This is a genomic window from Rhizobium sp. Root491, assembly GCF_001427205.1.
GTDB classification, from domain to species: Bacteria; Pseudomonadota; Alphaproteobacteria; order Rhizobiales; family Rhizobiaceae; genus Agrobacterium; species Agrobacterium tumefaciens.
The window spans coordinates 16,065-41,432 of the sequence record NZ_LMFF01000001.1 but is presented as its reverse complement, the minus strand read 5'-3'; the positions used below and the strand labels follow the sequence as shown (position 1 = coordinate 41,432).

Here is a 25,368-nt window from a genome sequence, read left to right as displayed (position 1 = left end):
GTTCAAACCTGCACAAATTGCCGCCGCCAGCAAAACAGGCAGGCAGGCCACGCGCAAATAAAAGGTGCAACCCTGTAAAAGTGCTTGGCAACTGCGCAAACACTGTCTAAAAATAATGCATATAACTCTTCTGCACGAAAGATCATCACTTGCCCCTTCCGGAGTTGTCAGTCCCGTTCAGCATCGGCTCAGTCGCGATCCGTAATCGCGCAGTGCTGGCGCCTATGTCGGGCGTGACAGATTTGCCTTTCCGTCAGCTCGCCTGGCGTTACGGCGCGGGCCTTGTGGTGACTGAAATGGTCGCAAGCCGGGAACTTGTCGCCAATCGTGGGGAATCCTGGGCGCGGCTGAAAAATGCCGGGATGGTTCCGCATATGGTGCAGCTCGCCGGACGCGAAGCGCATTTTATGGCGGAAGCGGCAAAAATTGCGGCTGACAATGGCGCTGGCATCATCGACATCAATATGGGTTGTCCGGCCAAGAAGGTGACGGGCGGTTACTCCGGTTCGGCCTTGATGCGGGATCCTGATCATGCGCTGTCGTTGATCGAGGCGACCGTCGGCGCGGTCGATGTGCCCGTGACGCTGAAGATGCGGCTAGGCTGGGATGAAAACACCATCAATGCACCCGAAATTGCTCGCCGCGCTCAAGCCGCCGGTGTCCAGCTGATCACCATTCACGGCCGCACCCGCATGCAGTTTTACGAAGGACGGGCGAACTGGGATGCCATTCGCGCCGTGCGCGAGGTGATTTCCGTGCCGCTGATCGCCAATGGCGATGTCGAGACCGCCGAAGATGCGCGTGAAATCCTCAGCCGTTCCGGCGCGGATGCCGTTATGGTCGGTCGCGGTGCACAGGGTCAACCCTGGCTGCCGGCTGTACTGGCCGGACATGCAGCGCCGCAACGCGCCGATATTGCCGATATCGCCGTCGAACATTACGACATGATGCTCGAATTTTATGGAAGGGAAGCCGGTCTTCGGCATGCCCGCAAACATCTGGGCTGGTATCTCGACCGTTTCGCGACGGAGATCGCCACCACCGACAAGGCTAAAATCATGACATCGCGTGATACGGGGGAAGTGGCTGATCTGCTGCGCTCCGCCCTTTGCGACAATGCGGGCGAAGAAGCCGCAAGGAAGGCCGCATGAGCGCTGATAAACACAGCCCGGCAGATGCGAACCCGCTCGCCATGGCGGTTCTGAACGCGGTGCAGAATCCCGTTATTCTGGTGGATGCCGAAGGTTTCATCGCTTTTGCCAATTGGGAAGCAGAAGCTTTTTTCGGGGCCAGCGCCTCCCATCTCGCCCGCTACCGCGTCTCCACCTTCATTCCCTTCGGCAGTCCGCTGCTTGCGCTGATCGATCAGGTGCGGGAACGCCGCGCGCCGGTAAATGAATATCGGGTCGATCTGAGCTCCCCCCGGCTTGGACAGGACAAGCTCGTCGATCTCTATGTCGCGCCTGTTGTCAGCGAGCCGGGGTCTGTTGTCGTCGTCTTCCAGGAACGGTCGATGGCTGACAAGATCGACCGGCAATTGACCCATCGGGCTGCTGCACGCTCTGTCACCGGCCTTGCCTCGATGCTGGCGCATGAGATCAAGAACCCGCTTTCGGGCATTCGTGGTGCCGCGCAGCTTCTCGAGACATCGGTTGCCGATGAGGACCGTGCGCTGACGCGGTTGATCTGCGACGAGACCGATCGTATCGTCTCGCTGGTCGACCGCATGGAAGTATTTTCCGACGAGCGTCCGGTGGACCGCGTGCCGGTCAACATCCATTCGGTGCTCGACCATGTGAAGGCCATAGCCAAGGCCGGCTTTGCTCGTAACATCAAGATTTCCGAGAATTATGATCCATCGCTGCCGGCGGTCTATGCCAACCGCGACCAGCTGGTGCAGGTCTTTCTCAATCTTGTGAAAAACGCGGCGGAAGCCGTCGGAAATCAGTCAGAGGGCGAGATCGTGCTGACGACGGCATATCGTCCCGGCATGCGCATGTCCGTGGCAGGCAGCCGCGAACGCATCTCGCTGCCGCTTGAGTTTTGCGTCCATGACAATGGGCCGGGAGTGCCGGCCGATCTCCTGCCGCATCTCTTCGACCCCTTCATTACCACCAAGACGAATGGTTCGGGCCTGGGTCTGGCGCTTGTCGCCAAACTGATTGGCGCCCATGGCGGCATTGTCGAATGCGACAGCCAGAACCATCGCACGACTTTCCGCGTATTGATGCCCGTCTCGCCTGAAGTGGCGCTGGACGACCGCATCTTGCCGAACTCGACAGGAAATGACAGATGACAGCTACTATCCTCGTCGCCGATGATGATGCCGCGATCCGCACCGTGCTTAATCAGGCGCTCAGCCGTGCCGGTTACGATGTGCGCATCACGTCCAATGCCGCAACGCTCTGGCGCTGGGTTTCTGCCGGCGAGGGCGATCTGGTCGTTACCGATGTCGTGATGCCCGATGAAAACGCCTTCGATCTGCTTCCGCGCATCAAGAAGGCCCGCCCGGACCTGCCGGTTCTGGTGATGAGTGCCCAAAACACTTTCATGACCGCGATCAAGGCCTCGGAGAAGGGGGCTTACGATTACCTGCCCAAGCCCTTCGACCTGACGGAGCTGATTGCCATCATCGGCCGCGCCCTGTCGGAGCCGAAGCGCAAGCCCGCCAAACTGGACGACGATATGCAGGACGGCATGCCGCTCGTCGGCCGCTCGGCCGCCATGCAGGAAATCTACCGGGTTCTCGCCCGCCTGATGCAGACCGACCTGACGCTGATGATTACCGGCGAATCCGGCACCGGCAAGGAACTGGTGGCGCGCGCGCTGCATGATTACGGCAAGCGCCGCAACGGCCCCTTCGTCGCCATCAACATGGCGGCAATCCCGCGTGATCTGATCGAATCCGAACTGTTCGGCCATGAGAAGGGCGCCTTCACCGGTGCGCAGAACCGCTCGACCGGCCGTTTCGAACAGGCCGAGGGCGGCACGCTGTTTCTCGACGAAATCGGCGATATGCCAATGGACGCCCAGACGCGGCTGCTGCGCGTATTGCAGCAGGGCGAATATACGACGGTGGGCGGACGCACGCCCATCAGGACCGATGTTCGTATCGTCGCCGCCACCAACAAGGACCTGAAGCAGTCGATCAACCAGGGCCTTTTCCGCGAAGACCTCTATTACCGCCTGAACGTCGTGCCGCTGCGGCTGCCGCCGCTGCGCGACCGTGCTGAGGATATTCCCGATCTGGTTCGCCATTTCATCCAGACGGGTGAGAAGGAGGGGCTGGAAGGAAAGCGTTTCGAGACCGAGGCGCTGGAAGTCATGAAGGCCTATGCCTGGCCCGGCAACGTGCGCGAACTCGAAAACCTGATCCGTCGCCTGATGGCGCTTTATCCGCAGGAAGTCATCACCCGCGAGATCATCGAGCAGGAATTGCAGTCGGATGTTCCAGACAGCCCGCTCGACAAGATGGCGGTTCGCACCGGCTCGTTGACCATTTCGCAGGCGGTCGAGGAAAACATGCGGGATTATTTCGCAAGTTTCGGCGAAGGCCTGCCGCCGCCAGGTCTCTACGACCGTGTTCTGCGTGAACTGGAATATCCGCTCATTCTCGCCGCCCTGACGGCGACGCGCGGTAACCAGATCAAGGCTGCCGATCTTCTCGGCCTCAACCGCAATACGCTGCGCAAGAAGATTCGCGAGCTTGGCGTTTCCGTGTATCGCAGCTCCCGCCCCAGCTGAGAATGTTGACAAGGCCGCGGTTGTCGTTGCATTTTCGCCACATTGTGTTGCTTGGAAAACACTAGGATGGAGAGAGATTCGCCGGCACGAGGCGGATTCGCCCATTTTCATGAATGTGGTGCTGGCTAGCCAGCGATTGGGAGAAATGCATGCGGAAACCCGCCGCCGAAAAAGCCGTTGCCGAAGACGCAGCGGGAATGGTGGTAGCCGATCGCAGGATGTCTTTCGCTCTGCCGGGGCTGGTGCTTGCCGGTGTCGCCCTTGTTTGCGCCATACTGACACTTTTCGTGCTTCTGGGCGTAACACCGATTGCGCCGACATCGAATGTCGTCATCGCCTCGGTCGTCATCAATTCGGTCTTTGTGATCGGACTGATCTTTCTCATCGGTCGGGAAATCAACCGCCTGCTGAAAGCGCGGAAAAAGGGCAGGGCGGCGGCACGATTGCATGTGCGCATCGTCGTGCTGTTTTCCATCGTTGCGATTACACCGGCCGTTCTCGTCGCCATCTTCGCCAGTCTGACGCTGAATGTCGGTCTCGACCGCTGGTTTGCGCTACGTACCCAGTCGATCGTCGATTCCTCCAGCAATATCGCGCAGGCCTATATGATGGAGAATGCCGGTTATCTTCAGGGACAGACCCTGTCGATGGCCACCGACCTCGACCGCAACCGCGCGCTCTTTTATCTCGACCGCACCGGCTTCGTCGATCTCATGACCCGTCAGGCCAAGGGCCGTGGTCTTCTCGGCGCATTCCTGGTGCAGGAAGACGGCGACGCCGTCGCGCAGGCCGATATCAAGACGGAAAAGCCGCTTCCGGCCATTCCGCACGATGCGCTTGAAAAGGCCGCCGCTGGTCAGCCAACCCTTATTCCGCCTGGCATCACCAATCTCGTCGGCGCCATCATCAAGCTCGAGGGCATCAGCGGTACGTTTCTTTACACCGTGCGTGCCGTCGATCCCAAGGTAATGGGCGCGATGCGGCTGATGGAAGAGAACCGCGCCGAATACAAGGCGATGGAGGCCGGCCGTGCGCCGTTGCAGATTGCGTTTGCAATCCTTTATCTCGGTTTCGCGCTGATCGTGCTTCTGGCGGCGATCTGGACCGCGATTGCGGTAGCCGACCGTATCGTGCGTCCTATCCGTCTCCTCATCAGCGCCGCAGACAGTGTCGCCACCGGGAACATGCATGTGCTGGTTCCCGTTCGCGCCATCGATGGCGACGTTGGCCGCCTGTCGCGCACCTTCAACAAGATGGTCTCGGAACTGCGCAGCCAACAGGAACAGATCATTGAAGCGAAAGACGACATCGATGATCGCCGCCGCTTCATCGAGGCCGTATTGTCTGGCGTTACCGCCGCCGTTATCGGCATTGATGAAAACCGCAGGATCACCATCGTCAATCCTTCGGCTGAAGAATTCGTGGCGCTTTCCTCCGACCAGCTTATCGGTGCGCAACTATCTGATATCGCGCCTGAAATCGAAGAGGTCGTGACCGAGGCCAACACCTGGTCGCGCGGCAATTTCCGCAAGCAGATCAACATCATGCGGCGCGGCACCGAACGGACGCTCAATGTGCAGGTGACCCGTGAGGATGCACGCGACAGCCGCGACAGCTACGTCATCACGCTCGACGATATCACCGATCTCGTCATTGCCCAGCGCTCGACCGCCTGGTCCGACGTCGCGCGGCGTATTGCGCATGAGATCAAGAATCCTCTGACACCTATCCAGCTTTCCGCCGAGCGCATCAAACGCCGCTTCGGCAAGCAGATCGACGAGAACGATCGCGCCATCTTTGACCAGTGTACGGACACCATCGTCCGGCAGGTTGGTGACATCGGCCGTATGGTGGATGAATTCTCGGCCTTTGCCCGCATGCCGAAGCCCACGAAGGAAAAGTCGGACCTGCGTTCGATCTTGAAGGACGCGGCATTCCTGCGCGAAATAAGCGCCGCAGACACGAAATTCTCCACGGAATTTGGCGATGTCCCGCTGGAGGGCATGTTCGATGCCCGCATGCTGGGACAGGCGTTCGGCAATCTCATCAAGAATGCAACGGAAGCGATCGAGGCGGTCGAAGGCGAAAAGCGGCCAGGCAAAATCCTGGTGCGCGCATCCTTCGACGAGGCCAATTCGCGGTTCGTGGCTGACATCATCGACAATGGCAGAGGCTTGCCCGTCGAGAACCGTCATCGCATTCTCGAACCCTATATGACGATGCGGGACAAGGGCACGGGCCTCGGCCTCGCCATCGTCAAGAAAATCATTGAAGAGCATGGCGGGTATCTGGAACTCCACGATGCCCCGCCGGAGTTCGACCATGGCCACGGTGCCATGATCAGAGTGCTGCTGCCCTATATCGAGGCGGTCGGCGGCAAAAATAACAAGGAAGCAGCATATGGCGTCTGATATTCTGGTCGTGGATGACGAGGCGGACATTCGCGAAATCGTAGCGGGTATTCTTTCCGATGAAGGCCACGAGACGCGCATGGCGTTCGACAGCGACAGCGCGCTGGCCGCCATTTCCGAACGCGTTCCGCGTCTCATCTTTCTCGACATCTGGATGCAGGGGTCGAAGCTCGACGGTCTGGCCCTGCTGGACGAGATCAAGAGCCGCCATCCCGATATCCCTGTTGTGATGATTTCCGGTCATGGTAACATCGAAACCGCCGTCAACGCCATCAAGCGCGGCGCGTTCGATTTTATTGAGAAACCGTTCAAGGCGGACCGCCTGATCCTGATTGCTGAACGCGCGCTGGAGAACTCCAAGCTGAAGCGTGAGGTGCAGGAACTCAAGAAGCGCACTGGCGACGCGGTTGAACTCGTCGGCGCGTCGCTTGCGGTTTCCCAACTTCGCCAGACCATTGACCGCGTGGCGCCCACCAACAGCCGCATCATGATCCTCGGCCCCTCCGGTTCCGGCAAGGAGCTGGTGGCTCGCATGGTGCACAAGAAATCCTCGCGTGCCACAGGACCTTTCGTTGCGCTGAACGCTGCGACCATCACGCCGGACCGCATGGAAATCGCCTTGTTCGGCACGGAAGGCCTGCCCGGGCAGCCGCGCAAGGTGGGCGCTCTGGAAGAGGCCCATCGCGGTGTTCTCTATCTCGATGAAGTCGGCGAGATGCCGCGCGAAACCCAGAACAAGATCCTGCGCGTGCTGGTCGATCAGCAGTTCGAGCGTGTCGGTGGCGGCAAGCGGGTAAAGGTGGATGTGCGCATCATCTCCTCAACCGCCCATCACCTCGAAAGCCTGATCGCCGAAGGCCAGTTCCGCGAAGATCTCTACCATCGCCTCGCCGTGGTGCCGGTGAAGGTGCCGGCGCTGTCCGAGCGGCGTGAGGATATTCCTTTCCTCGTCGACATGTTCATGCGGCAGATTTCCGAACAGGCCGGCATCCGCCCGCGCAAGATCGGCGATGACGCCATGGCCGTTCTCCAGACGCATGACTGGCCGGGTAACATTCGCCAGCTCCGCAACAATATCGAGCGGCTGATGATTCTGGCACGCCCCGAAGGCGGTGAGGCACCAATCTCGGCAGACATGTTGCCGGCGGATATTGGCGACATGCTGCCGAAGATTTCGGCGCAAGGCGATCAGCACATCATGACCCTGCCGCTGCGCGAAGCACGTGAAATGTTCGAGCGGGACTATCTGGTCGCCCAGATCAACCGCTTCGGCGGCAATATTTCACGAACGGCGGAATTTGTCGGCATGGAAAGATCGGCACTGCATCGCAAACTGAAATCTCTCGGCGTATAAGACACGAAGGCCCAAGTCGTCGTAATCGATTATTCCGTCAGAGAGACAGCATGAAAGTCATCATTTGCGGCGCAGGGCAGGTGGGTTACGGCATCGCCGAACAACTGTCGCGCGAGGACAATGAGGTATCGGTCATCGATACCTCCGCGACCCTCATTACCGCCATTACCGAGACGCTGGATGTGCGCGGTTATGTCGGCCATGGCGCCCATCCCGACATGCTGGCAAAGGCGGGTGCGGACCAGGCCGACATGATCATCGCCGTGACCCTGCATGACGAGATCAATATCGTCGCCTGCGAGGTTGCGCATGCGCTGTTCAGCGTTCCGACCAAGATCGCCCGCATCCGCGACCAAAGCTATCTGAAGCCGGAATATGCCGATCTGTTCAGCCGCGAAAACATGTCGATCGACGTGACGATTTCGCCTGAAGTCGAAGTCGGCAAGATGGTACTCAGGCGCATCGCCTTTCCGGGTGCCACCGATGTCGTGCGTTTCGCCGACGACACGGTCTTCATGCTGGCAATCGAGTGCATGGAGGACTGCCCGGTCATCAACACGCCGCTGCAGCAACTTTCCAACCTCTTTCCGGACCTTATCGCAACCGTGGTGGGTGTCTACCGGAACGGCATCCTCAAGGTCGCGCACTCCTCCGAGCAGCTGCGCGTCGGCGACCTCGCTTATGTCATCTGTCAACGCCAGCACGCACGCCGCACCCTTGGCCTCTTCGGCCATGAGGAGCAAGAGGCGCAGCGCATCGTGATTGCGGGCGCCGGCAATATTGGCCACTTCGTCGCGCAGAAGATCGAGGAGTTGCAGCCTAAGACGCGGGTAAAAATCATCGAGGCGGATCGCGACAGGGCTATTGCCGCATCGGAACAGCTCAGCAACACCATTGTCATGCATGGTTCGGCGCTGGACCAGAAGATTTTGCTGCAGGCCGATATTCAGGATGCGGATCTGATCGTGACGCTCACCAACAGCGATCAGACCAATATACTGGCGGCGGTGATGGCCAAGCAGCTTGGCTGCAAATCCAACCTTGCATTGTTGAACAGCTCGTCCTTTCACGAGGTTGCGGATTCACTCGGTCTCGACGCCTATATCAATCCCCGGGCCGTTACCATTTCGCGCGTTCTCCAGCATGTGCGCAAGGGCCGTATCCGGTCGGTTTATGCCGTTCAGCGCGGCTCGGCGGAGGTAATCGAGGCAGAGGCGCTGGAGACTTCGCCGCTGGTCGGCCAGTCCTTCCGTGACATCGATATGCCTGATGGCGTGCGCATCGGCGCGATCTATCGCGACGGTGTGGTGATCCGCCCGGACGGCAGCACGAAGATCAAGGCGAAGGACCGCGTCGTGCTGTTTGCATCTGCCGATGCGGTGCGCGACGTGGAACAGCTTTTCCGGGTTTCGATACAATATTTCTGACTGTTTCGAATCGAAAAAGCAGGTCAATACTCGTACTCATTCGGCTGTTTTCGCCGTTGCGGAACAGGACACGATTTGATACCAGAGTTGCAGGTCGGCCAAGCGGGGGACTAGACTCGGCCGGCTTATTATTGATTGATTATTTTCCGGTATCCCTGCCGGCAAAAAAGAAAGAAGCGGCGCCATGGCGGAACGTTCTCAAAACCTTCAGGATCTTTTCCTCAATACCGTTCGTAAGCAAAAGATTTCGCTCACGATTTTCCTGATCAACGGCGTCAAGCTGACGGGCGTTGTCACTTCCTTCGATAATTTCTGCGTGCTTCTGCGCCGTGACGGTCACTCGCAGCTTGTTTACAAGCATGCGATCTCCACCATCATGCCCGGCCAGCCGATGCAGATGTTCGAGAGCGAAGAAGGCGCAGCCTGATCAGGCTCCCTCAACGGTATCTTCGATATAAGCTGACCTGAACCGGGAACATTTCCGGTTCAATCAGGTTAATCCAGATAGTCGTCCGCACGGATGCGGTCGGCTTCAAATTCATTTCTTGATAAGGCTGAACCCATTACGACGCGCGACACCTCGAACGAATCGATCATCCCCGAACAGGAAAAGCACCGCGACGACATGCGTGCGGTGGTCATCGTGCCTGTCCTCAAGCAGCAGCGCGAAAGCCGTGATGCGGTGGCGGGTCCGGTTTCTCCTGTACGGTCTGTTGAGGCCAAGCTTGAGGAAGCAAAGGGGCTGGCGCTCGCCATTGGTCTTGAGGTAACGCAAGGTCTTGTCGTGCCGGTCAACCAGCCGCGTCCTGCAACTTTGTTTGGAACCGGCAAGATCGAGGAAATCGGCCATCTTCTGGATGAAACCAATTCCGGTCTGGTGATCGTCGATCATCCTTTGACCCCGGTGCAGCAGCGCAATCTTGAAAAGCAGTGGAATGCCAAGGTCATCGACAGGACGGGCCTGATCCTCGAAATCTTCGGCCGCCGTGCCTCCACCAAGGAAGGCACGTTGCAGGTCGATCTTGCGCATTTGAACTATCAGAAGGGCCGCCTCGTCAGAAGCTGGACACACCTTGAACGCCAGCGCGGTGGCGCGGGCTTCATGGGCGGTCCGGGTGAAACGCAGATCGAGGCCGACCGTCGGCTGCTGCAGGATCGCATCGTCAAGCTCGAGCGCGAGCTGGAGCAGGTGGTGCGCACCCGCCAGCTTCACCGCGCCAAGCGCCGCAAGGTGCCGCACCCGATCGTGGCGCTGGTCGGTTATACCAATGCCGGCAAGTCCACCCTGTTCAATCGCATTACGGGTGCTGGCGTTCTGGCGGAAGACATGCTGTTCGCAACGCTCGATCCGACCTTGCGCCGTATGAAGCTGCCGCATGGCCGCACGGTTATCCTGTCCGATACCGTCGGTTTCATCTCCGATCTGCCGACGCATCTCGTCGCCGCTTTCCGCGCAACGCTGGAAGAGGTGCTGGAAGCCGATCTTATTTTGCACGTGCGCGACATGTCCGATCCGGATAATGCCGCCCAGTCGGCCGATGTGCTGCGCATTCTTGGCGATCTCGGTATTGACGAGAAGGAAGCCGAAAAGCGCATCATCGAGGTCTGGAACAAGGTCGATCGTCTCGAACCCGAAGCGCATGACGCCATCATTGAACGTGCCGAGGGCCGCTCCGATATTCGTGCCGTTTCGGCGGTCACGGGCGAGGGCGTCGATGCCCTCATGGACGAGATTTCCGGCCGTCTGTCAGGTGTCCTGACGGAAACGACTGTCGTCCTCTCCGTCGAGCAATTGCCGCTGATCTCATGGGTCTACAGCAACTCCATCGTGGATAGCCGCGAAGACAATGAGGACGGTTCGGTTTCCCTTGATGTGCGCCTGTCGGAAGCGCAGGCCACCGAGCTGGAACGGAAGCTTGGAAAGGCAACCATCCGCGAGCGGGAAGACTGGGAGCAGTAAACGCTCCGAGAACGATTGCGGTATATTTCCTTATACTCAACGTCATCCTTGGGCTTGTCCCAAGGATCTAGACACAGAGATACAATCAGGATGTCGCAGATGCTCGGGACAGGCCCGAGCATGACGCAGGAGAGGTTTTAGGTTTTCGTCACCACTGTCGAAAGCACCGGGCGCTCTGAGTTTTTCAGCATATCCGGGTGATCAGGACGAAATCATATCCAGCGAGCGTTCGATGCGTTTTGCCGCCTGCCACAGGTCTTCCATTCTCTCAAGGCTCGCTTCCTGAAGCGTTTCGCCATTTTCGGTGAGCGACGTCTCGATGTGATTGAAACGCCTGCGGAATTTCGTATTGGTGCCGCGCAGCGCGTCTTCCGGATCGGCTTTGACATGGCGGCCGATATTGACCAGCGCGAAGATGAGATCGCCAAGTTCATCAGAGACCTTCTCCGGCTTTCCCTCCGCCAGCGCTTCACGCAGTTCGGCGATTTCCTCCTCGATCTTGTCGAGAATGGGGGCTGGATCCGACCAATCGAAACCGACGCGCGCAGCCTGTTCCTGCAACTTGAGAGCCTCGGTCAGAGCCGGCTGGCTACGCTGCACACCGCCTAAAAAGCCGGCCTTGAAATCCTCGGTGATACCGCGGCGGGCGCGGCGTTCCGCACGCTCGCGCTTTTCCTCGGCCTTGATCTGGTCCCATTGCAGCTTGACGCTGTCAGGCGTATTGGCAGCGGAAACGGCAAAGACGTGCGGATGGCGGCGGATCATTTTGGACGTCACGGCCTCAACCACGTCGCCAAAGGCGAATTCGCCCCGTTCCTCGGCGATGCGGGCATGGAAAACCACCTGCAGCAACAGGTCGCCAAGTTCTTCGCAAAGATCATCCATATCCTTGCGCTCGATGGCGTCGGCAACCTCATAAGCCTCTTCGATGGTGTAAGGCTTGATTGTCTCGAAGGTCTGGACGACATCCCAGGGGCAGCCGGTTTCCGGCTGGCGCAGGGCTTCCATGATCTCGATCAGGCGGGAAATATCCTTCGAGGCTTCCATAGTCTTTCAAACCTTCGTTCTTTATTTTCACACATATCCAGGCGGAAAACCGTCTAGAAATGCTCTAGTTCAGCGGAATATCGTTGCCGCTCTTCGATGACTGATAGCTGGTGGAAAGCTCGTCATAGGCAGCCTTGATGCGGGCCGTCTGCGCCTTCAGCTCGGTCTTCAGAGGATCGTCTTCGGTCTCCACCAGATCGGCAATGAAGAAAGAGTTCCAGAAGGCGTTGCTGCGGCGATACCCGCCCGGCTCCAGCCCGAAAACTTCCTTGAGGATTTTCAGGTCGTGCGGAATGGCGAAAGCGTCGCGCGAATCCTCGTGGCTGAAAAAGGAGTAGAAATTATCGAAGCCGGCCCAGGTGATGGCTGACATGCACATGGTGCAGGGTTCATGGGTGGAAAGGAAAATCAATTCCTTGGTGTTCGGCTTCTCACCCAGCTCGTAAAACCGCTTCAGCGCGTGCACTTCGCCATGCCAGAGCGGGTTTTCCAACTCGTTATTCGTCTCCGCGATCACCAGCGACAGGTCGGATTTACGCAGGATCGCCGCACCGAAAACCTTGTTGCCGAGGCTGACGCCGCGCGTCGTCAGGGGCAGGATATCGTGTTCGATAACATCGAGAAGACGGGTGGCGATGGTCGAGCTGGTCAAGGGTCTAATCCTTCGTACCGCCTCAGAGTGAAGCGGTTTTTGCATGGAGAAATCGACGAAAATAGTCCCTTCTTGTTCGGCGCGAGGGCCTGGTTTGTCAAGGGATTCTCATGGGATTTCGAGGCGTTCGACAGGGTTGATAAAGGTGCGCCGGTTAGTTTTCCTCAAAAACAGGGGTGTTCGAGAAATAAAAATCCAGGTGTCGGAAAGGCTTGAATTTCTGTTTCTTCAATCTTGCGCCGCAATGCGGGATAAATGCCCGATGCACAACGAACATGATTTTTCCGCTTCTGGCGATCGCCTTTCGACCTTCCCCGCGTTCTTCCGGGTTGAGGGACGGCACGTCGCTGTTTTCGGCAATGGCGACGAGGCCTTTGCGAAGGTAAGGCTGCTTGCCAATACCAATGCACATATCATTGCTTATGCCGACGAGCCGGAAGCGGATTTTGCGCGCTATATCAGCGAAAACGGCATCGATCATCGGGCCTTGAGTTTCGCAAGCCCGCTGATTGAAGGTGCGACGCTGGTTTTTGCCGCCACTGGAGACGAGGCACTGGACCGCGAGATCGTTTTGGCTGCGCGCGCCAAGAAAATCCCCGCCAATGCAGTGGATCAGCCGGAGTTCTGCGATTTCTTCACGCCGGCACTCGTTGCCCGCGCACCCGTCGCCATCGCCATTGGCACCGAAGGCGCCGGCCCGGTTCTTGCCCAGATGATCCGTGCACGCATCGACCAGATGCTGTCTCCGTCGCTCGGCAAGCTTGCGCGCCTCGCCGTGCAATATCGTGACGCCGCCGAGCAGAATGTTCCCAAGGGCGCGTTGCGGCGCAATTTCTGGCGCCGGTTCTTTTCAGGTGCTGTCGCAGATGCCGTCGCTCTCGGCGATACATCATCCGCCCGCCATGCCGCTGACCGTTTGCTGCAATCGCCCGAGCGCAGCGAAGGCCGCGTCTGGCTTGTGGGCGCTGGTCCCGGTGCTGAAGATTTGCTGACGCTGCGCGCGCAGCGCGTGCTGATGGAAGCGGATGTGATCGTCTACGATGCGCTAGTGCCGCAGGCAATCGTTGACATGGGGCGCCGCGACGCCGAGCGGCTGTCCGTCGGCAAACGCAAGGGGTGCCACAGCAAGTCGCAGGATGAGATCAACCGCCTGCTGGTGCGTCTTGGTAAAGACGGCAAGCGCGTCGTGCGCCTCAAATCCGGTGATCCGCTGGTCTATGGCCGGGCGGGAGAGGAAATGGCGGCGCTGCGCGATGCCGGTATCGGTTACGAGATCGTTCCGGGCATTACCTCCGCCTTCGCCGCTGCTGCGGATTTCGAATTGCCCTTGACGCTGCGCGGTGTCGCTTCGTCGCTGATTTTCACCACCGGCCACGATCTGACTGGCGATGTCCTGCCGGACTGGGCGCGGCTTGCCGTCTCCGGCGCTACCATTGCTGTCTATATGGGCCGCAGCGTTGCCGCGTCGGTCGCGACGAGGCTGATACAGGCAGGTCTGGGCGTGGAAACGACCGTAGCCGTCATCGAAAATGCCAGCCGCGCGGATCGCCGCCTGCTGCATGGCACTTTGAACGATCTGCCCGACCTCGAACATCGCGACGAACTGACCGGTCCGGTCATGGTCATTATCGGCGATGCGGTGGCGGGCGCCAATTTTGACAGGTCCGAGGCGCTCGCGCTTGTTGCGCGGCCAGCGAACCTTAAAAGGGAGTATGCAAATGGCTGACAAGGTTTTGACCGCCAACCGCCTGGGCGATGGGATCGCTGTATGGCTCGATGCCAATGGCGAATGGACGGAGAACCTGCAGGACGCAATCGTCGCCCGCCACGCAGAGGCCGTCGCTTCGTTCGAGGAAATCGGCAAGCGGGATTTTTCCGCCAACAAGGTCGTTGACGTGAATGTCATCGACGTGGTGGAGGAGAATGGCAAGCTTTGGCCGACGCGGCTTCGTGAGCGCATTCGCGCCGCTGGCCCGACCATGCACTATGCCAACGGCTTCAAGCCGGCCGATGCAGCATTCATCGCAGTCTGAGGAAGAATATGTACCGTTACGACGAGTTCGATCATGCATTTGTTGAAGGCCGCGTGGCACAGTTTCGCGATCAGGTCGAGCGCCGGTTGTCCGGCGAGCTTGCCGAGGACGCGTTCAAGCCGCTGCGCCTTATGAACGGTGTCTATCTCCAGCTCCATGCCTATATGCTGCGCGTCGCCATTCCCTACGGCACGCTGAATTCGCAGCAGATGCGGATGCTGGCCCATATCGCCCGCAAATATGACCGGGGTTACGGCCACTTCACCACCCGCCAGAACATTCAGTACAACTGGCCGCGCCTGTCCGACACGCCCGATATCCTCTCCGAACTGGCAAGCGTGGAAATGCATGCGCTGCAGACCTCGGGTAACTGCATTCGCAACGTGACCGCAGACCATTTCGCGGGCGCCGCCGCAGACGAGGTCGCCGATCCGCGTCCTTATGCGGAAATCCTGCGTCAATGGTCTTCCGTGCATCCGGAGTTCTCGTTCCTGCCGCGCAAGTTCAAGATCGCTGTAACGGGCGCCGAGCGCGACCGCGCCGCGATTCAGGTTCACGATATCGGCCTGCATCTGAAAAAGAACGACAAGGGCGAGATCGGTTTTGCCGTCTATGTCGGCGGCGGGCAGGGCCGTACGCCGATGATCGCCAAGAAGATCCGCGACTTCCTGCCGGAAGAAGACCTGCTGTCCTATACCACGGCCGTTATGCGCGTTTACAACCTGCACGGCCGCCGCGACAACAAGTACAAGGCGCGTATCAAGATCCTCGTGCATGAAACCGGCGCAGAAGAACTGGCCCGCCAGGTCGAGGTCGAATTCGCGGAGCTGAAAAACACGGAATTGAAGCTGCCGGATGCCGATATTGCGGCCATTACCGCGTATTTCGCACCGCCAGCACTGAAGGACCGCCCTGAAGGCTGGGAGAGCCTGGCGCGCTGGAAGCGGGCGGATGAAGGTTTTGCCCGTTTTGTCGAGCAGAACGTCCAGCCGCATAAGCATCCGGACTACGGCATGGTGACGATTTCCCTGAAGCCGATTGGCGGCATTCCCGGCGATGCGACCGACGAGCAGATGGAACTCGTCGCCGATATCGCCGCCGAATACGCTTTTGACGAAATCCGCATCAGCCACGAGCAGAACATCATCCTGCCGCATGTGGCACTGGCCGATCTCGAGCCGGTCTATCGCGCACTTGTAGGAGCCGGACTGGCGACTGCCAATGCCGGGCTGATCACCGATATCATTGCCTGTCCTGGGCTGGACTATTGCGCGCTTGCCAATGCGCGCTCCATTCCGGTGGCGCAGGAAATCTCTACCCGTTTTGGCGCGCCGGAACGTCAGGCGGAAATCGGCGAGCTTAAGATCAAGATTTCCGGCTGCATCAATGCCTGCGGCCACCACCATGTCGGCCATATCGGCCTTCTGGGTGTTGAGAAGAAGGGTGCGGAACTCTACCAGATCACGCTTGGCGGATCGGGTGATGAAAACACCTCGATTGGTGAGATCATTGGCCGTGGTTTCGAGCCGGAAAAAGTGACCGACGCGGTGGAAACCATCGTCGACACCTATCTGGGCTTGCGTCTTTCGAAGGAAGAAACCTTCCTCGAAGCCTATCGCCGCGTCGGACCGCAGCCGTTCAAGGATGCGCTCTACGGTTCCGCCGCTGAAGCCGCCTGAGGAGATTGCCATGACGAAAATATGGAACCGCGACGGCTTCGTGGAAAACGATCCCTGGGTGATCGAAACGGAAGAAGTGAAGGCAACTGCCGAGCAGAAATCGGTGCTGCCGCTCGCTGATTTCCTTGTCCGTGCGGCCGAAAGCAATGATGTCGGCCTCGGCGTTCTGATTGCGCCTGCCGACGATGTCACCCGGCTCGAGCCCTATCTCGACCGTATCGACCTTGTCGCCGTCAGCTTCCCGGCCTTCAATGACGGGCGGGGTTTCAGCCATGCCTCGTTGCTGCGCAGCCGTCTTGATTTTGCCGGCGAGGTGAGGGCGGTTGGCGATGTTTTGATCGACCAGGTGCCGCTGATGCTGCGCACCGGCTTTACCAGCTTTGCGGTGACGAACGAGACGGCGATCCGCCGCCTGTCCGAAAATCGCCTGCCGGAAATCCCGGTCTATTACCAGCCGACGGCCCTTTCGGCCAACGGTGGAGAGGCCTATAGCTGGCGCCGCCGTGCGGCCCAATGACGCGTTGCGCGGAAATATGAGTTTTAGATGCATATTTTCTGCGCGCATGGCAGTATTGATATTCTCATGCCTTCAAACCGCGGCAAAAATGGTATAATTGCCCGGTCGAAGAATGTCGCTTATCGAATGAATGGACGGAACCTGAAATGAACGCGCCAGCCAAGACGGAAGATTTCGCGATCAAGATACCCGATGGTGTTTACGCCGAGACAGTTTTGTCGGTGGAACACTATACGGATCACCTGTTCCGTTTCCGCATGACGCGTCCGGCCGGCTTCCGCTTCCGTTCCGGCGAATTCGCCATGATCGGCCTGATGGTCGGCGAAAAGCCGATCTACCGCGCCTATTCCATCGCCAGCCCTGCCTGGGACGAGGAACTTGAATTCTTCTCGATCAAGGTTCCGGATGGCCCGTTGACCTCGCATCTTCAGGCGATCAAGCCCGGCGATACCGTGCTTATGCGCAAGAAGCCGACAGGCACTCTGGTTCTGGATGCGCTGACACCAGGCAGGCGGCTCTATATGTTCTCGACCGGCACCGGCATCGCACCCTTCGCAAGCTTGATCCGCGATCCCGAGACCTATGAAAAGTTTGAAGAGGTCATCCTCACCCATACCTGCCGCGATGTGGCCGAACTGAAATACGGTTTCCATCTGGTCGAGGAAATCAGGAACCATGAATTCCTGAACGAGATCGTCGGCGACAAGCTCAAGCACTATGCGACTGTCACCCGCGAGGATTATCCCTTCAAGGGCCGCATCACCTCGCTGATAGAGAACGGCAAGCTGTTTGCGGATCTGGGTGTTCCCGCACTCGATCCCGCTATCGATCGCGGCATGATCTGCGGTTCTTCGGCCATGCTGAAGGACACGAAGGAGCTTCTTGAAAAGGCCGGCCTTAACGAAGGTGCGAACAACAAGCCTGCCGAGTTCGTCATCGAGCGTGCTTTCGTCGGATAACCGACACTTGCGCAAGTTGGATGAAGGAGGCCGTGAGGCCTCCTTTTTTATTTGTACGGTTTACTGAGGCAGTGCTTCGTCGGCCTGCTTCGGGGCGATCTCGTTTCGGTAGATGAAGAAGAGAGCGATGGCGATGGCCGATATGCCGCCGCCGACCAAGTGCGAAAGGGCGTAACCGCCTTTGGTGACCAGCCAGCCGGCAACGACGTTGCTGAGGGACGCACCAATGCCTTGCACCATCATGACGCTTGCAAGGCCGACATTGAACCGGCCGGTTCCCTTGAGAATGCGTTCGGCGGCCACAGGCGTCACGATGCCCAGAAGGCCGGCACCGATACCGTCAAGTAGCTGTACCGGAAAGATTACCCAGAAATCGGTGAAGGCGGAAGCCAGCAGACCGCGGATCGGAAGGGCGGCAAGCGCGATCAGGAACACCGTCGCAAGACCGAAGCGACGGATCAGCCACGGCGCCAGGGCCGCAACGAAGATCATTGCAAATTGCGCGACGCCAGTAATGATCGCTGTCGTGCGGAATGGTGTCTGCAGTTCGATGGCAAAATTCTGCGCGATAAGCCGCCCCATCGGCGCGTTGCCGAAGTGGAAGATAAGAAGAATGATCGCGAGGAATATCAGACCGCGTTCGTGAAGCAGCACATTGATGCCTGAGGGTCCCGGTTCGCCCTTGTCTTCGCCAAGGCCTCGCGCCACCTTGTGGTCGATCCTGTCGGGGTCGATGGCGGCGGCGGCAACAAGTGCGCCGGCAGCCGTCAAAAGCATCAGCCCGATGACGCCATGCAAGCCGAAGAAGGAAACAGCAACGTAAGTGGCGAAGAGCGATGCGAAATTGCCGCCATGGTTCCAGAATTCGTTTCGCGATATCTGACGGGAGAACAGGCGTTCACCGACCAGACCAAGCGTCAGTCCGGCCAGAGCCGGTCCCACGACGGCGCCGACAACCGCAGTCATGATCTGGCCGGTCCAGACGATCCACGCATCGGGAAAAATCAGCGTAATCAGCGCACCGACGGTCACGAGAACGACGGGGATGGCAATCAACGTTCTTTTCCACGTCGTGCCGTCCACCAAGGCGCCGCAGAGCGGTGTGGCAAGCAGACCGACGAGGCCGCCGACCGTGGCGATCATCCCCAGCGAAAGCGATGACCAGCCCTGTGTCGCCAAAAATGCGTCCAGGAACGGCCCTAGCCCGTCGCGAGCATCGGCCAGAAAGAAATTCAGCGCCGCAAGGGCAAAAAGCGTGCGGTCTGACATACCACCGCTGCGAGGCAGACCGCCGGAGGGGAGGCTGCCGCGCGGTGCCAAAACGCCGATCGTCGTCATGAAATATGCTCCGAAAAATATGCGGTAGGTGATCAGAAATTGATCGACGCTGGCGAGAAACATCTATGCCTGCATTTGGTTGCATCGGCACGATAGAAACATGAGCCTCTCGAATTTTTTGATAGTTGCTAAATAAACCGGAGGAACGTTTGACGGTGCAAGCGAGTTAGTCTTCGTGAAAAATTGGATACGCGCCATGAAAACGACGGCTATCACGAGTTTATTTTTTGCAGGGCTGCTCGGTGTGCAGCCGGCATTAGCGGACGAACGCGAATTCCTCTCGTCGCTGAAAGGCACATGGGCGGGTAAGGGAACCGTGATCACCCGCATTGGCACGCCGCCAATCAACGTCAATTGTACGCTGAATTCCAAAGCGGGGACCTCGTCGCTCAATATGTCCGGCACATGCCGTGGCCTTCTGGTGGTCAGGCGCGCAATTGCGGCCGACCTGTCGGAGAAAGGTGGACGTTACAGCGGCGCTTACACCGGACCCTCCGGCCGACCGTCTGCCCTTTCCGGTACGCGACAGGGAAATGCAATCAATCTGACGGTTCGCTGGAACCGCGACATCAACGGCGACCGCGTCGCAGCCATGACAATAGAAAAAGTCGGGCAAAACGGACTGCGGCTTCGCACCACCGACAAGGACGGCAGGACCGGCAAGACGGTGGTGACGAGCGATATCCGGCTCGTGCGCTGACCAAACCGTGAGATGAAGACAACGATCGATAAGGCGGCTTAAGCCTCTAGCTGAATTCGAGCAGCAAGGGGCAATGATCCGAGACTTCGGGCTGTCTCACCACATCGAAGTGATCGACCTGCACAACCGGGTTGACCAGCATGTAATCTGCAAAACGGTTTTGTTTGGCATAATGCGAGGTGCGCGTGTCTGTGAAACCACGTGTTGTGACGAGTTCGATGAGATCCAGTTCTTTCAATACCGTGAAGGTGTCGCTCTCAGCCAGAACATTAAAATCGCCGCAGACGATGATCCGGTCACCATCCTCCGCGATGTCTTTGACGAGTTTCACGAGGCGTTTTGCCTGCATCAGACGGGCGGGAATATCGTGTTTACCGTTGGGGTCACGCAGCCCATGCATATGGGCGATGACGGCTGGCTGGCCGGTCGTGAAGTCGAAAACCCTGACAGCGTGGCCCGTGCGCGAACGCGGATGATCTCCGTACCCATTCGCAGAAAAGCAGCCGTGCACGAAACCTTGAGCCTGCGCAACAATCGCGATGGACTTACGCACGAAAGTCGCCAGCCCCCATTGTGAGGGATATCGTGTCTCCCCGTGCCAGAGGTCACCCTGTGACGCCGGGCAAAAGATTGCAAGATGATCGGGTAAGGCTTCTTGGACATCGCGAAGAAAGTTCGCCCTTTGTGGCAGGTCCCTACCGTCATCGCGATAGCTCAGCCAGTCCTCTTCGGCTGCCGGTGTGTGCACCACTTCCTGCAAACATAGAATGTCGGGATCGGACACGGAGATATAGGGAATAAGCTCGTCATGGAGCTTTCCGCCCCAACCATTCAGGCAAATCAAACGCATTCAAACTCCATCACCGCTTAAATTGCAGCATCCGGTTTAGCATGGAACGGGTTACGATCAATCGCATGTGACGTGGTAGCGCAGTCTTGGGGCTTGTGTCCGGAACGAAAAAGGCCCGGATCGCTCCGGGCCTTCATAAGTTCGTTCGTACCGATGCCTTTATTCGGCGGCCTCGGCATAAGCCTCCATCGGCGGGCAGGTGCAGATGAGGTTGCGGTCGCCATAGACATTGTCAATGCGGTTTACCGGCGACCAGTATTTGTCAATGCGGAAGGCTCCGGGCGGGAAGCAACCCTGTTCGCGGCTGTAGGGACGATCCCACTCGCCGACGAGATCTTCCACCGTGTGCGGTGCGTTCTTCAGCGGATTGTTGGTCTTGTCCGCACGGCCTTCCTCGATGTCGCGGGCTTCCTCGCGGATCGCCAGCATGGCATCGCAGAAACGGTCGATTTCCGCCTTGGTCTCGGATTCCGTTGGCTCGATCATCAGCGTGCCGGCAACCGGCCAGCTCATGGTCGGCGCATGGAAACCGCAGTCGACGAGACGCTTTGCAACGTCGTCCACCGTCACGCCGCAGCTGTCTGCCAGCGGGCGGGTGTCGATGATGCACTCATGCGCCACACGTCCCGTTTCGGACTTGTAGAGCACGTCGTAAGCACCCTTCAGCCGTTCGGCGATGTAGTTGGCGTTGAGGATCGCAACCTTGGTCGCCTGCGTCAGCCCTTCGCCGCCCATCATCAGGCAGTAGCTCCAGGAAATCGGCAGGATCGACGGTGAGCCGAAGGGGGCAGCCGACACCGCACCTTCACGACCGTCCGTCGTCGGATGGCCGGGAAGATAGGGAGCAAGATGCGCCTTGACGCCGATCGGCCCCATGCCCGGACCGCCGCCGCCATGCGGGATGCAGAAGGTCTTGTGCAGGTTGAGGTGGCTGACGTCGGAACCGATATCGCCGGGACGGGCAAGACCGACCATGGCGTTCATGTTGGCGCCGTCAAGATAGACCTGACCACCGTGTTTATGGGTGATCTCGCAAATCTCGCGAACCGTCTCCTCAAACACGCCATGGGTGGACGGATAGGTGATCATGCAGCACGAGAGGTTTTCCGCATACTGCTCTGCTTTTGCTCGGAAATCGTCGATATCAATATCGCCATTTTCCCGCACTTTCACCGGCACCACTTTCATGCCGACCATCTGCGCGGAGGCTGGATTGGTGCCGTGCGCCGAGGTTGGAATGAGGCAAACGTCGCGATGTGCGCCGCCATTGGCGATGTGGTAGTTGCGGATGGTCAGGAGCCCCGCATATTCCCCTTGCGCGCCGGAATTCGGCTGCATGGAGAAGGCGTCGTAACCGGTGACTGAGCACAGCTTTTCCGAGAGGTCATCGATCATTTCCTTGTAGCCGAGCGCCTGATTGGCTGGCACGAAGGGATGGATGTCGGAAAATTCCGGCCACGTGATGGGCAGCATTTCCGCAGTTGCGTTCAGTTTCATGGTGCAGGAACCGAGCGGGATCATCGAGCGGTCGAGCGCGAGATCACGGTCCGAAAGACGGCGGATGTAACGGGTCATCTCGCTTTCGGCACGGTTCATGTGGAAGATCGGATGCGTCATGTACTGGCTGGTGCGCAGCAGTTCCTTCGGCAGGCGATATTCCAACTCGAAATCCGAGATCGAGAAATTGCCGCCGAATGCGCGCCAGACCGCCTCAAGCGTCGCGGGACGCGTGCGCTCGTCAAGGCTCATGCCGATCTTGGTCGCGCCGACCTTGCGCAGGTTCACACCTTCCGCAACGGCCGAGCGCAGGATGACGCCCTGCATATGGCCGACTTCGACGGTGATGGTGTCGAAGAAGGTTTCCGGCTCGATGACGTAGCCTAGTTTCTCGAGGCCCTTGGCCATCAAAACGGCTTTCTGGTGGGTCTGCTGGGCAATCGCCTTGATGCCCTGCGGGCCATGGAAAACGCCATACATCGACGCCATGACTGCAAGCAGCACCTGCGCGGTGCAGATGTTGGAGGTAGCCTTCTCGCGGCGGATATGCTGCTCGCGGGTCTGCAGCGACAGACGATAGGCGCGATTGCCGCGCGCATCGACTGAGACGCCAACCAGACGGCCAGGCATGGAGCGCTTATGTGCATCCTTGACTGACATGTAAGCCGCATGCGGACCACCATAGCCGACCGGAACGCCGAAACGCTGCGAGGTGCCGATAGCGATATCCGCACCCATTTCACCGGGGGACTTCAACAGCGTCAGCGCCAGAAGATCGGCGGCAACGGCAGCGATGGCACCCGTCTGGTGCAGGCGGGAAATCAGGCCCGAGAAATCGCTGACATGACCGTGGGTGCCCGGATACTGGAAGATCGCGCCGAACACGTCGACAGGATCGAGATCGGTAAAGGGATTACCAACGATCACCTTCCAGCCGAGTGGCGCCGCGCGTGTCTCGATCAGCGCGATGGTCTGCGGATGGCAATTGGCATCGACGAAGAAGGCGGTTGCCTTGGACTTCGCGACGCGCTGGCACATCGCCATGGCTTCGGCAGCGGCGGTCGCTTCATCGAGCAGCGATGCATTGGCGACATCGAGGCCGGTCAGATCGCAGACCATGGTCTGGTAGTTCAGCAGCGCCTCAAGACGGCCCTGGCTGATTTCTGGCTGGTAAGGCGTATAGGCGGTGTACCAGGCCGGGTTTTCCAGAATGTTGCGCTGTATCACCGGCGGCGTGATTGTGCCGTAATAGCCCTGGCCGATCAGCGAGGTCAGCACCTGGTTCTTGTTGGCCGTCTCGCGCAGGCGGTCGAGCGCCTCGCGTTCGGTCAGCGCTGCACCCCAGGTCAGCGGCACCTTCTGGCGGATGGAGGAGGGAACGGTGGCGTCGATCAGGGCATCGAGGCTCTTGTAGCCGATGACCTTCAGCATCTCCGCCATTTCCGACGGCGACGGCCCGATGTGACGCCGGTTGGCGAAATCATAGGGCTGATAGTCGGTGAAATGGAATTCCGTGGGCGTCGTCATTACGCGATCAGCTCCTTGTAGGCTGCCTCGTCGAGCAGCGTATCGGCATCCGCGGCGTTGGAGAGCTTCAGCTTGAAGAACCAGCCGGCACCCTGCGGATCGGAATTGACCAGCGAGGGATCGTCGACGATGGCCTGATTGATTTCCACCACTTCGCCATCCAGCGGACAATAGACATCGGAAGCCGCCTTGACGGATTCAACGGTCGCCGCGTCGCCATTCTTGGAGAAGGTGGCGCCCACTTCCGGCAATTCGACGAAGACGAGGTCGCCAAGCTGTTCAGCGGCGTGGCTGGTAATGCCAACGGTGGCGATATCGCCTTCGAACTTCAGCCATTCGTGTTCTGCGGTAAATTTCAGCATCGTATTCTCTCCGGAGATGGGATGAAGATTATCGTTTGTAGGTAGGCTTGATGAAGGGCAGGGCAGCGACGGTGACGGGCAGATATTTGCCGCGCACTTCCGCAAAGATCGCCGTGCCGGGAGCAGTATAGGCCGCAGGGACGTAACCCATGGCAACGGGACCTTCGACCGACGGACCGAAGCCGCCGGAAGTCACTTCGCCGATTTCCGTCTTGCCTTCGGCATCCGCGAAAAGCTTGGAATGACCGCGCACCGGTGCCTTGCCCTCTGGCTTCAGGCCGACGCGACGGCGCGATGTGCCGTCCTTGAGTTCACCGAGAATACGCTCCGCCCCAGGGAAACCGCCTTCGCGATCACCGCCGGCGCGGCGCGCCTTCTGGATCGCCCATTCAAGCGAGGCTTCGATGGGGGAGGTCGTTGTATCGATATCGTTGCCGTAGAGACAAAGGCCAGCTTCAAGACGCAGGCTGTCGCGTGCTCCAAGCCCGATCGGCTCGCAATCAGGGTGCTCAAGCAGGGCCTTTGCGATCTCTTCCGCCTTTTCGGCAGGCACGGAGATTTCAAAACCATCCTCGCCGGAATAACCGGAACGGGAAACGATGCAGGGAACGTCGTGCAGCGGAACTTCCAGCACGTCCATGAACTTCATTTCGGAAACACCGGCCCAAAGCTCGGCCAGAACCGCTTCCGCGCGTGGTCCCTGAAGCGCAATCAGCGCACGATCATCGAGAAGGGTAATGTCGCAAGTGTCAGAAAGATGCGCCTTCATATGGGCGACATCGGCGTCCTTGCACGCCGCGTTGACGACGACGAAAAGGTGATCGCCGCGATTGGTGATCATCAGATCATCGAGGATGCAGCCGTTTTCATCGGTGAAGAAACCGTAACGCTGGCGGCCTTCCTTTAGGCCGAGAATGTCAACCGGCACCAGTTTTTCAAGCGCGATTGCAGCGTCGGCATTGTTGCCCGACTTCGCCTTCACGATAACCTGGCCCATGTGGGACACGTCGAAGAGGCCAGCAGAGGTACGGGTCTGAAGATGTTCCTTCAGCACGCCCGCCGGATATTGTACCGGCATGTCGTAACCGGCGAAAGGCACCATGCGGGCGCCAAGGGAAACATGCAGGGAATGGAGCGGCGTGATTTTAAGCTCGGCGGTATCGTCCAAGGACGCCTCCAGGGTTGCGCGAAAGATCGCGCGGGCTCAGGTCATGACGCGAAAAACGCGCCGGGTTCAAGAGCCCCCTCTGTCCTTGTCGCCTGAGATTGTTATCCCTTCGGCGAGCCGTCCTTATGAAAGGTGGCTTCTCT

Annotated in this window: 21 protein-coding genes; 14 read left to right on the top strand and 7 right to left on the bottom strand. The window is 59.0% G+C overall.

All coding sequences use genetic code 11. From position 1 onward, the window contains the following. Positions 1-164: 164 nt before the first annotated feature. The 8 genes from dusB (at position 165) to hflX (ending at position 10,896) form a co-directional block, all read left to right on the top strand. Complete coding sequence (dusB, locus tag ASD46_RS00210) at positions 165-1,151, top strand: tRNA dihydrouridine synthase DusB (protein WP_255610144.1); 987 nt, start codon at positions 165-167, stop codon at positions 1,149-1,151. Then, positions 1,148-2,296, top strand: a complete 1,149-nt coding sequence (locus ASD46_RS00205) for a two-component system sensor histidine kinase NtrB (protein WP_003512904.1) — start codon at positions 1,148-1,150, stop codon at positions 2,294-2,296. Before dusB ends, ASD46_RS00205 begins: the two co-directional genes overlap by 4 nt. Beyond that, on the top strand, positions 2,293-3,744 hold the full coding sequence (gene ntrC, locus ASD46_RS00200) for a nitrogen regulation protein NR(I) (RefSeq protein ID WP_003512914.1): 1,452 nt from the start codon (positions 2,293-2,295) through the stop codon (positions 3,742-3,744). The genes ASD46_RS00205 and ntrC overlap by 4 nt, the downstream gene beginning before the upstream one ends. Before the next feature lie 149 nt (positions 3,745-3,893). Further along, on the top strand, positions 3,894-6,155 hold the full coding sequence (locus ASD46_RS00195; protein ID WP_003512916.1) for a sensor histidine kinase NtrY-like: 2,262 nt from the start codon (positions 3,894-3,896) through the stop codon (positions 6,153-6,155). Continuing rightward, positions 6,145-7,509 (top strand): sigma-54-dependent transcriptional regulator, encoded by a 1,365-nt coding sequence (locus ASD46_RS00190; protein ID WP_003512918.1) that lies wholly within the window; start codon positions 6,145-6,147, stop codon positions 7,507-7,509. Before ASD46_RS00195 ends, ASD46_RS00190 begins: the two co-directional genes overlap by 11 nt. A 50-nt stretch (positions 7,510-7,559) precedes the next feature. After that, positions 7,560-8,936, top strand: a complete 1,377-nt coding sequence (gene trkA / locus ASD46_RS00185; RefSeq protein WP_003512920.1) for a Trk system potassium transporter TrkA — start codon at positions 7,560-7,562, stop codon at positions 8,934-8,936. Positions 8,937-9,120: 184 nt separating this feature from the next. Beyond that, positions 9,121-9,363, top strand: coding sequence for an RNA chaperone Hfq (gene hfq, locus ASD46_RS00180; RefSeq protein ID WP_003496145.1), 243 nt, complete (start codon positions 9,121-9,123; stop codon positions 9,361-9,363). A 93-nt stretch (positions 9,364-9,456) separates the two neighbouring features. Further along, positions 9,457-10,896: a GTPase HflX gene (gene hflX, locus ASD46_RS00175; protein WP_200951514.1), complete on the top strand. Its 1,440-nt coding sequence runs from the start codon at positions 9,457-9,459 to the stop codon at positions 10,894-10,896. 201 nt (positions 10,897-11,097) lie between these two features. Here the strand turns inward: hflX and mazG are convergent, their stop codons facing one another. Both mazG and ASD46_RS00165 read right to left on the bottom strand, forming a co-directional pair. Then, positions 11,098-11,943 carry a nucleoside triphosphate pyrophosphohydrolase gene (gene mazG, locus ASD46_RS00170; protein WP_025593370.1) on the bottom strand — a complete coding sequence of 282 codons (846 nt, stop codon included), beginning with the start codon at positions 11,941-11,943 and terminating at the stop codon, positions 11,098-11,100. 64 nt (positions 11,944-12,007) lie between these two features. Next, positions 12,008-12,595 carry a deaminase gene (locus ASD46_RS00165; protein WP_025593372.1) on the bottom strand — a complete coding sequence of 196 codons (588 nt, stop codon included), beginning with the start codon at positions 12,593-12,595 and terminating at the stop codon, positions 12,008-12,010. 262 nt (positions 12,596-12,857) lie between these two features. Here ASD46_RS00165 and cysG point away from each other — a divergent pair, with 262 nt between their 5' ends. The 5 genes from cysG (at position 12,858) to ASD46_RS00140 (ending at position 17,783) form a co-directional block, all read left to right on the top strand. Further along, positions 12,858-14,321, top strand: a complete 1,464-nt coding sequence (gene cysG, locus ASD46_RS00160; RefSeq protein ID WP_013636043.1) for a siroheme synthase CysG — start codon at positions 12,858-12,860, stop codon at positions 14,319-14,321. After that, entirely contained in the window at positions 14,314-14,628 is a 315-nt protein-coding gene (locus tag ASD46_RS00155; protein WP_003512933.1) for a DUF2849 domain-containing protein, read from the top strand. The genes cysG and ASD46_RS00155 overlap by 8 nt, the downstream gene beginning before the upstream one ends. A gap of 8 nt (positions 14,629-14,636) precedes the next feature. Then, a complete protein-coding gene (locus ASD46_RS00150; RefSeq protein WP_003512935.1) occupies positions 14,637-16,307 on the top strand; it encodes a nitrite/sulfite reductase in 1,671 nt (556 codons plus the stop codon). Between the two features lie 10 nt (positions 16,308-16,317). Next, positions 16,318-16,824 carry a DUF934 domain-containing protein gene (locus ASD46_RS00145; protein ID WP_025593375.1) on the top strand — a complete coding sequence of 169 codons (507 nt, stop codon included), beginning with the start codon at positions 16,318-16,320 and terminating at the stop codon, positions 16,822-16,824. Between the two features lie 146 nt (positions 16,825-16,970). After that, on the top strand, positions 16,971-17,783 hold the full coding sequence (locus ASD46_RS00140) for a ferredoxin--NADP reductase (RefSeq protein WP_060641774.1): 813 nt from the start codon (positions 16,971-16,973) through the stop codon (positions 17,781-17,783). A gap of 60 nt (positions 17,784-17,843) precedes the next feature. Here ASD46_RS00140 and ASD46_RS00135 read toward each other — a convergent pair whose 3' ends face one another. After that, positions 17,844-19,184: an MFS transporter gene (locus ASD46_RS00135; protein WP_029658762.1), complete on the bottom strand. Its 1,341-nt coding sequence runs from the start codon at positions 19,182-19,184 to the stop codon at positions 17,844-17,846. 133 nt (positions 19,185-19,317) lie between these two features. Here ASD46_RS00135 and ASD46_RS00130 point away from each other — a divergent pair, with 133 nt between their 5' ends. Beyond that, on the top strand, positions 19,318-19,821 hold the full coding sequence (locus ASD46_RS00130; RefSeq protein ID WP_013636046.1) for a hypothetical protein: 504 nt from the start codon (positions 19,318-19,320) through the stop codon (positions 19,819-19,821). Between the two features lie 46 nt (positions 19,822-19,867). On the opposite strand, the gene ASD46_RS00125 is transcribed toward ASD46_RS00130, so the two are convergent. From ASD46_RS00125 to gcvT, 4 genes are all read right to left on the bottom strand, one after another. After that, complete coding sequence (locus ASD46_RS00125) at positions 19,868-20,671, bottom strand: endonuclease/exonuclease/phosphatase family protein (RefSeq protein ID WP_025593377.1); 804 nt, start codon at positions 20,669-20,671, stop codon at positions 19,868-19,870. A 159-nt stretch (positions 20,672-20,830) separates the two neighbouring features. Then, positions 20,831-23,695: an aminomethyl-transferring glycine dehydrogenase gene (gene gcvP, locus ASD46_RS00120; RefSeq protein WP_003512945.1), complete on the bottom strand. Its 2,865-nt coding sequence runs from the start codon at positions 23,693-23,695 to the stop codon at positions 20,831-20,833. Next, positions 23,695-24,057, bottom strand: a complete 363-nt coding sequence (gene gcvH, locus ASD46_RS00115; protein WP_003512948.1) for a glycine cleavage system protein GcvH — start codon at positions 24,055-24,057, stop codon at positions 23,695-23,697. Before gcvH ends, gcvP begins: the two co-directional genes overlap by 1 nt. A 28-nt stretch (positions 24,058-24,085) precedes the next feature. After that, positions 24,086-25,225 (bottom strand): glycine cleavage system aminomethyltransferase GcvT, encoded by a 1,140-nt coding sequence (gene gcvT, locus ASD46_RS00110; protein WP_013636050.1) that lies wholly within the window; start codon positions 25,223-25,225, stop codon positions 24,086-24,088. Positions 25,226-25,368: the final 143 nt, after the last annotated feature.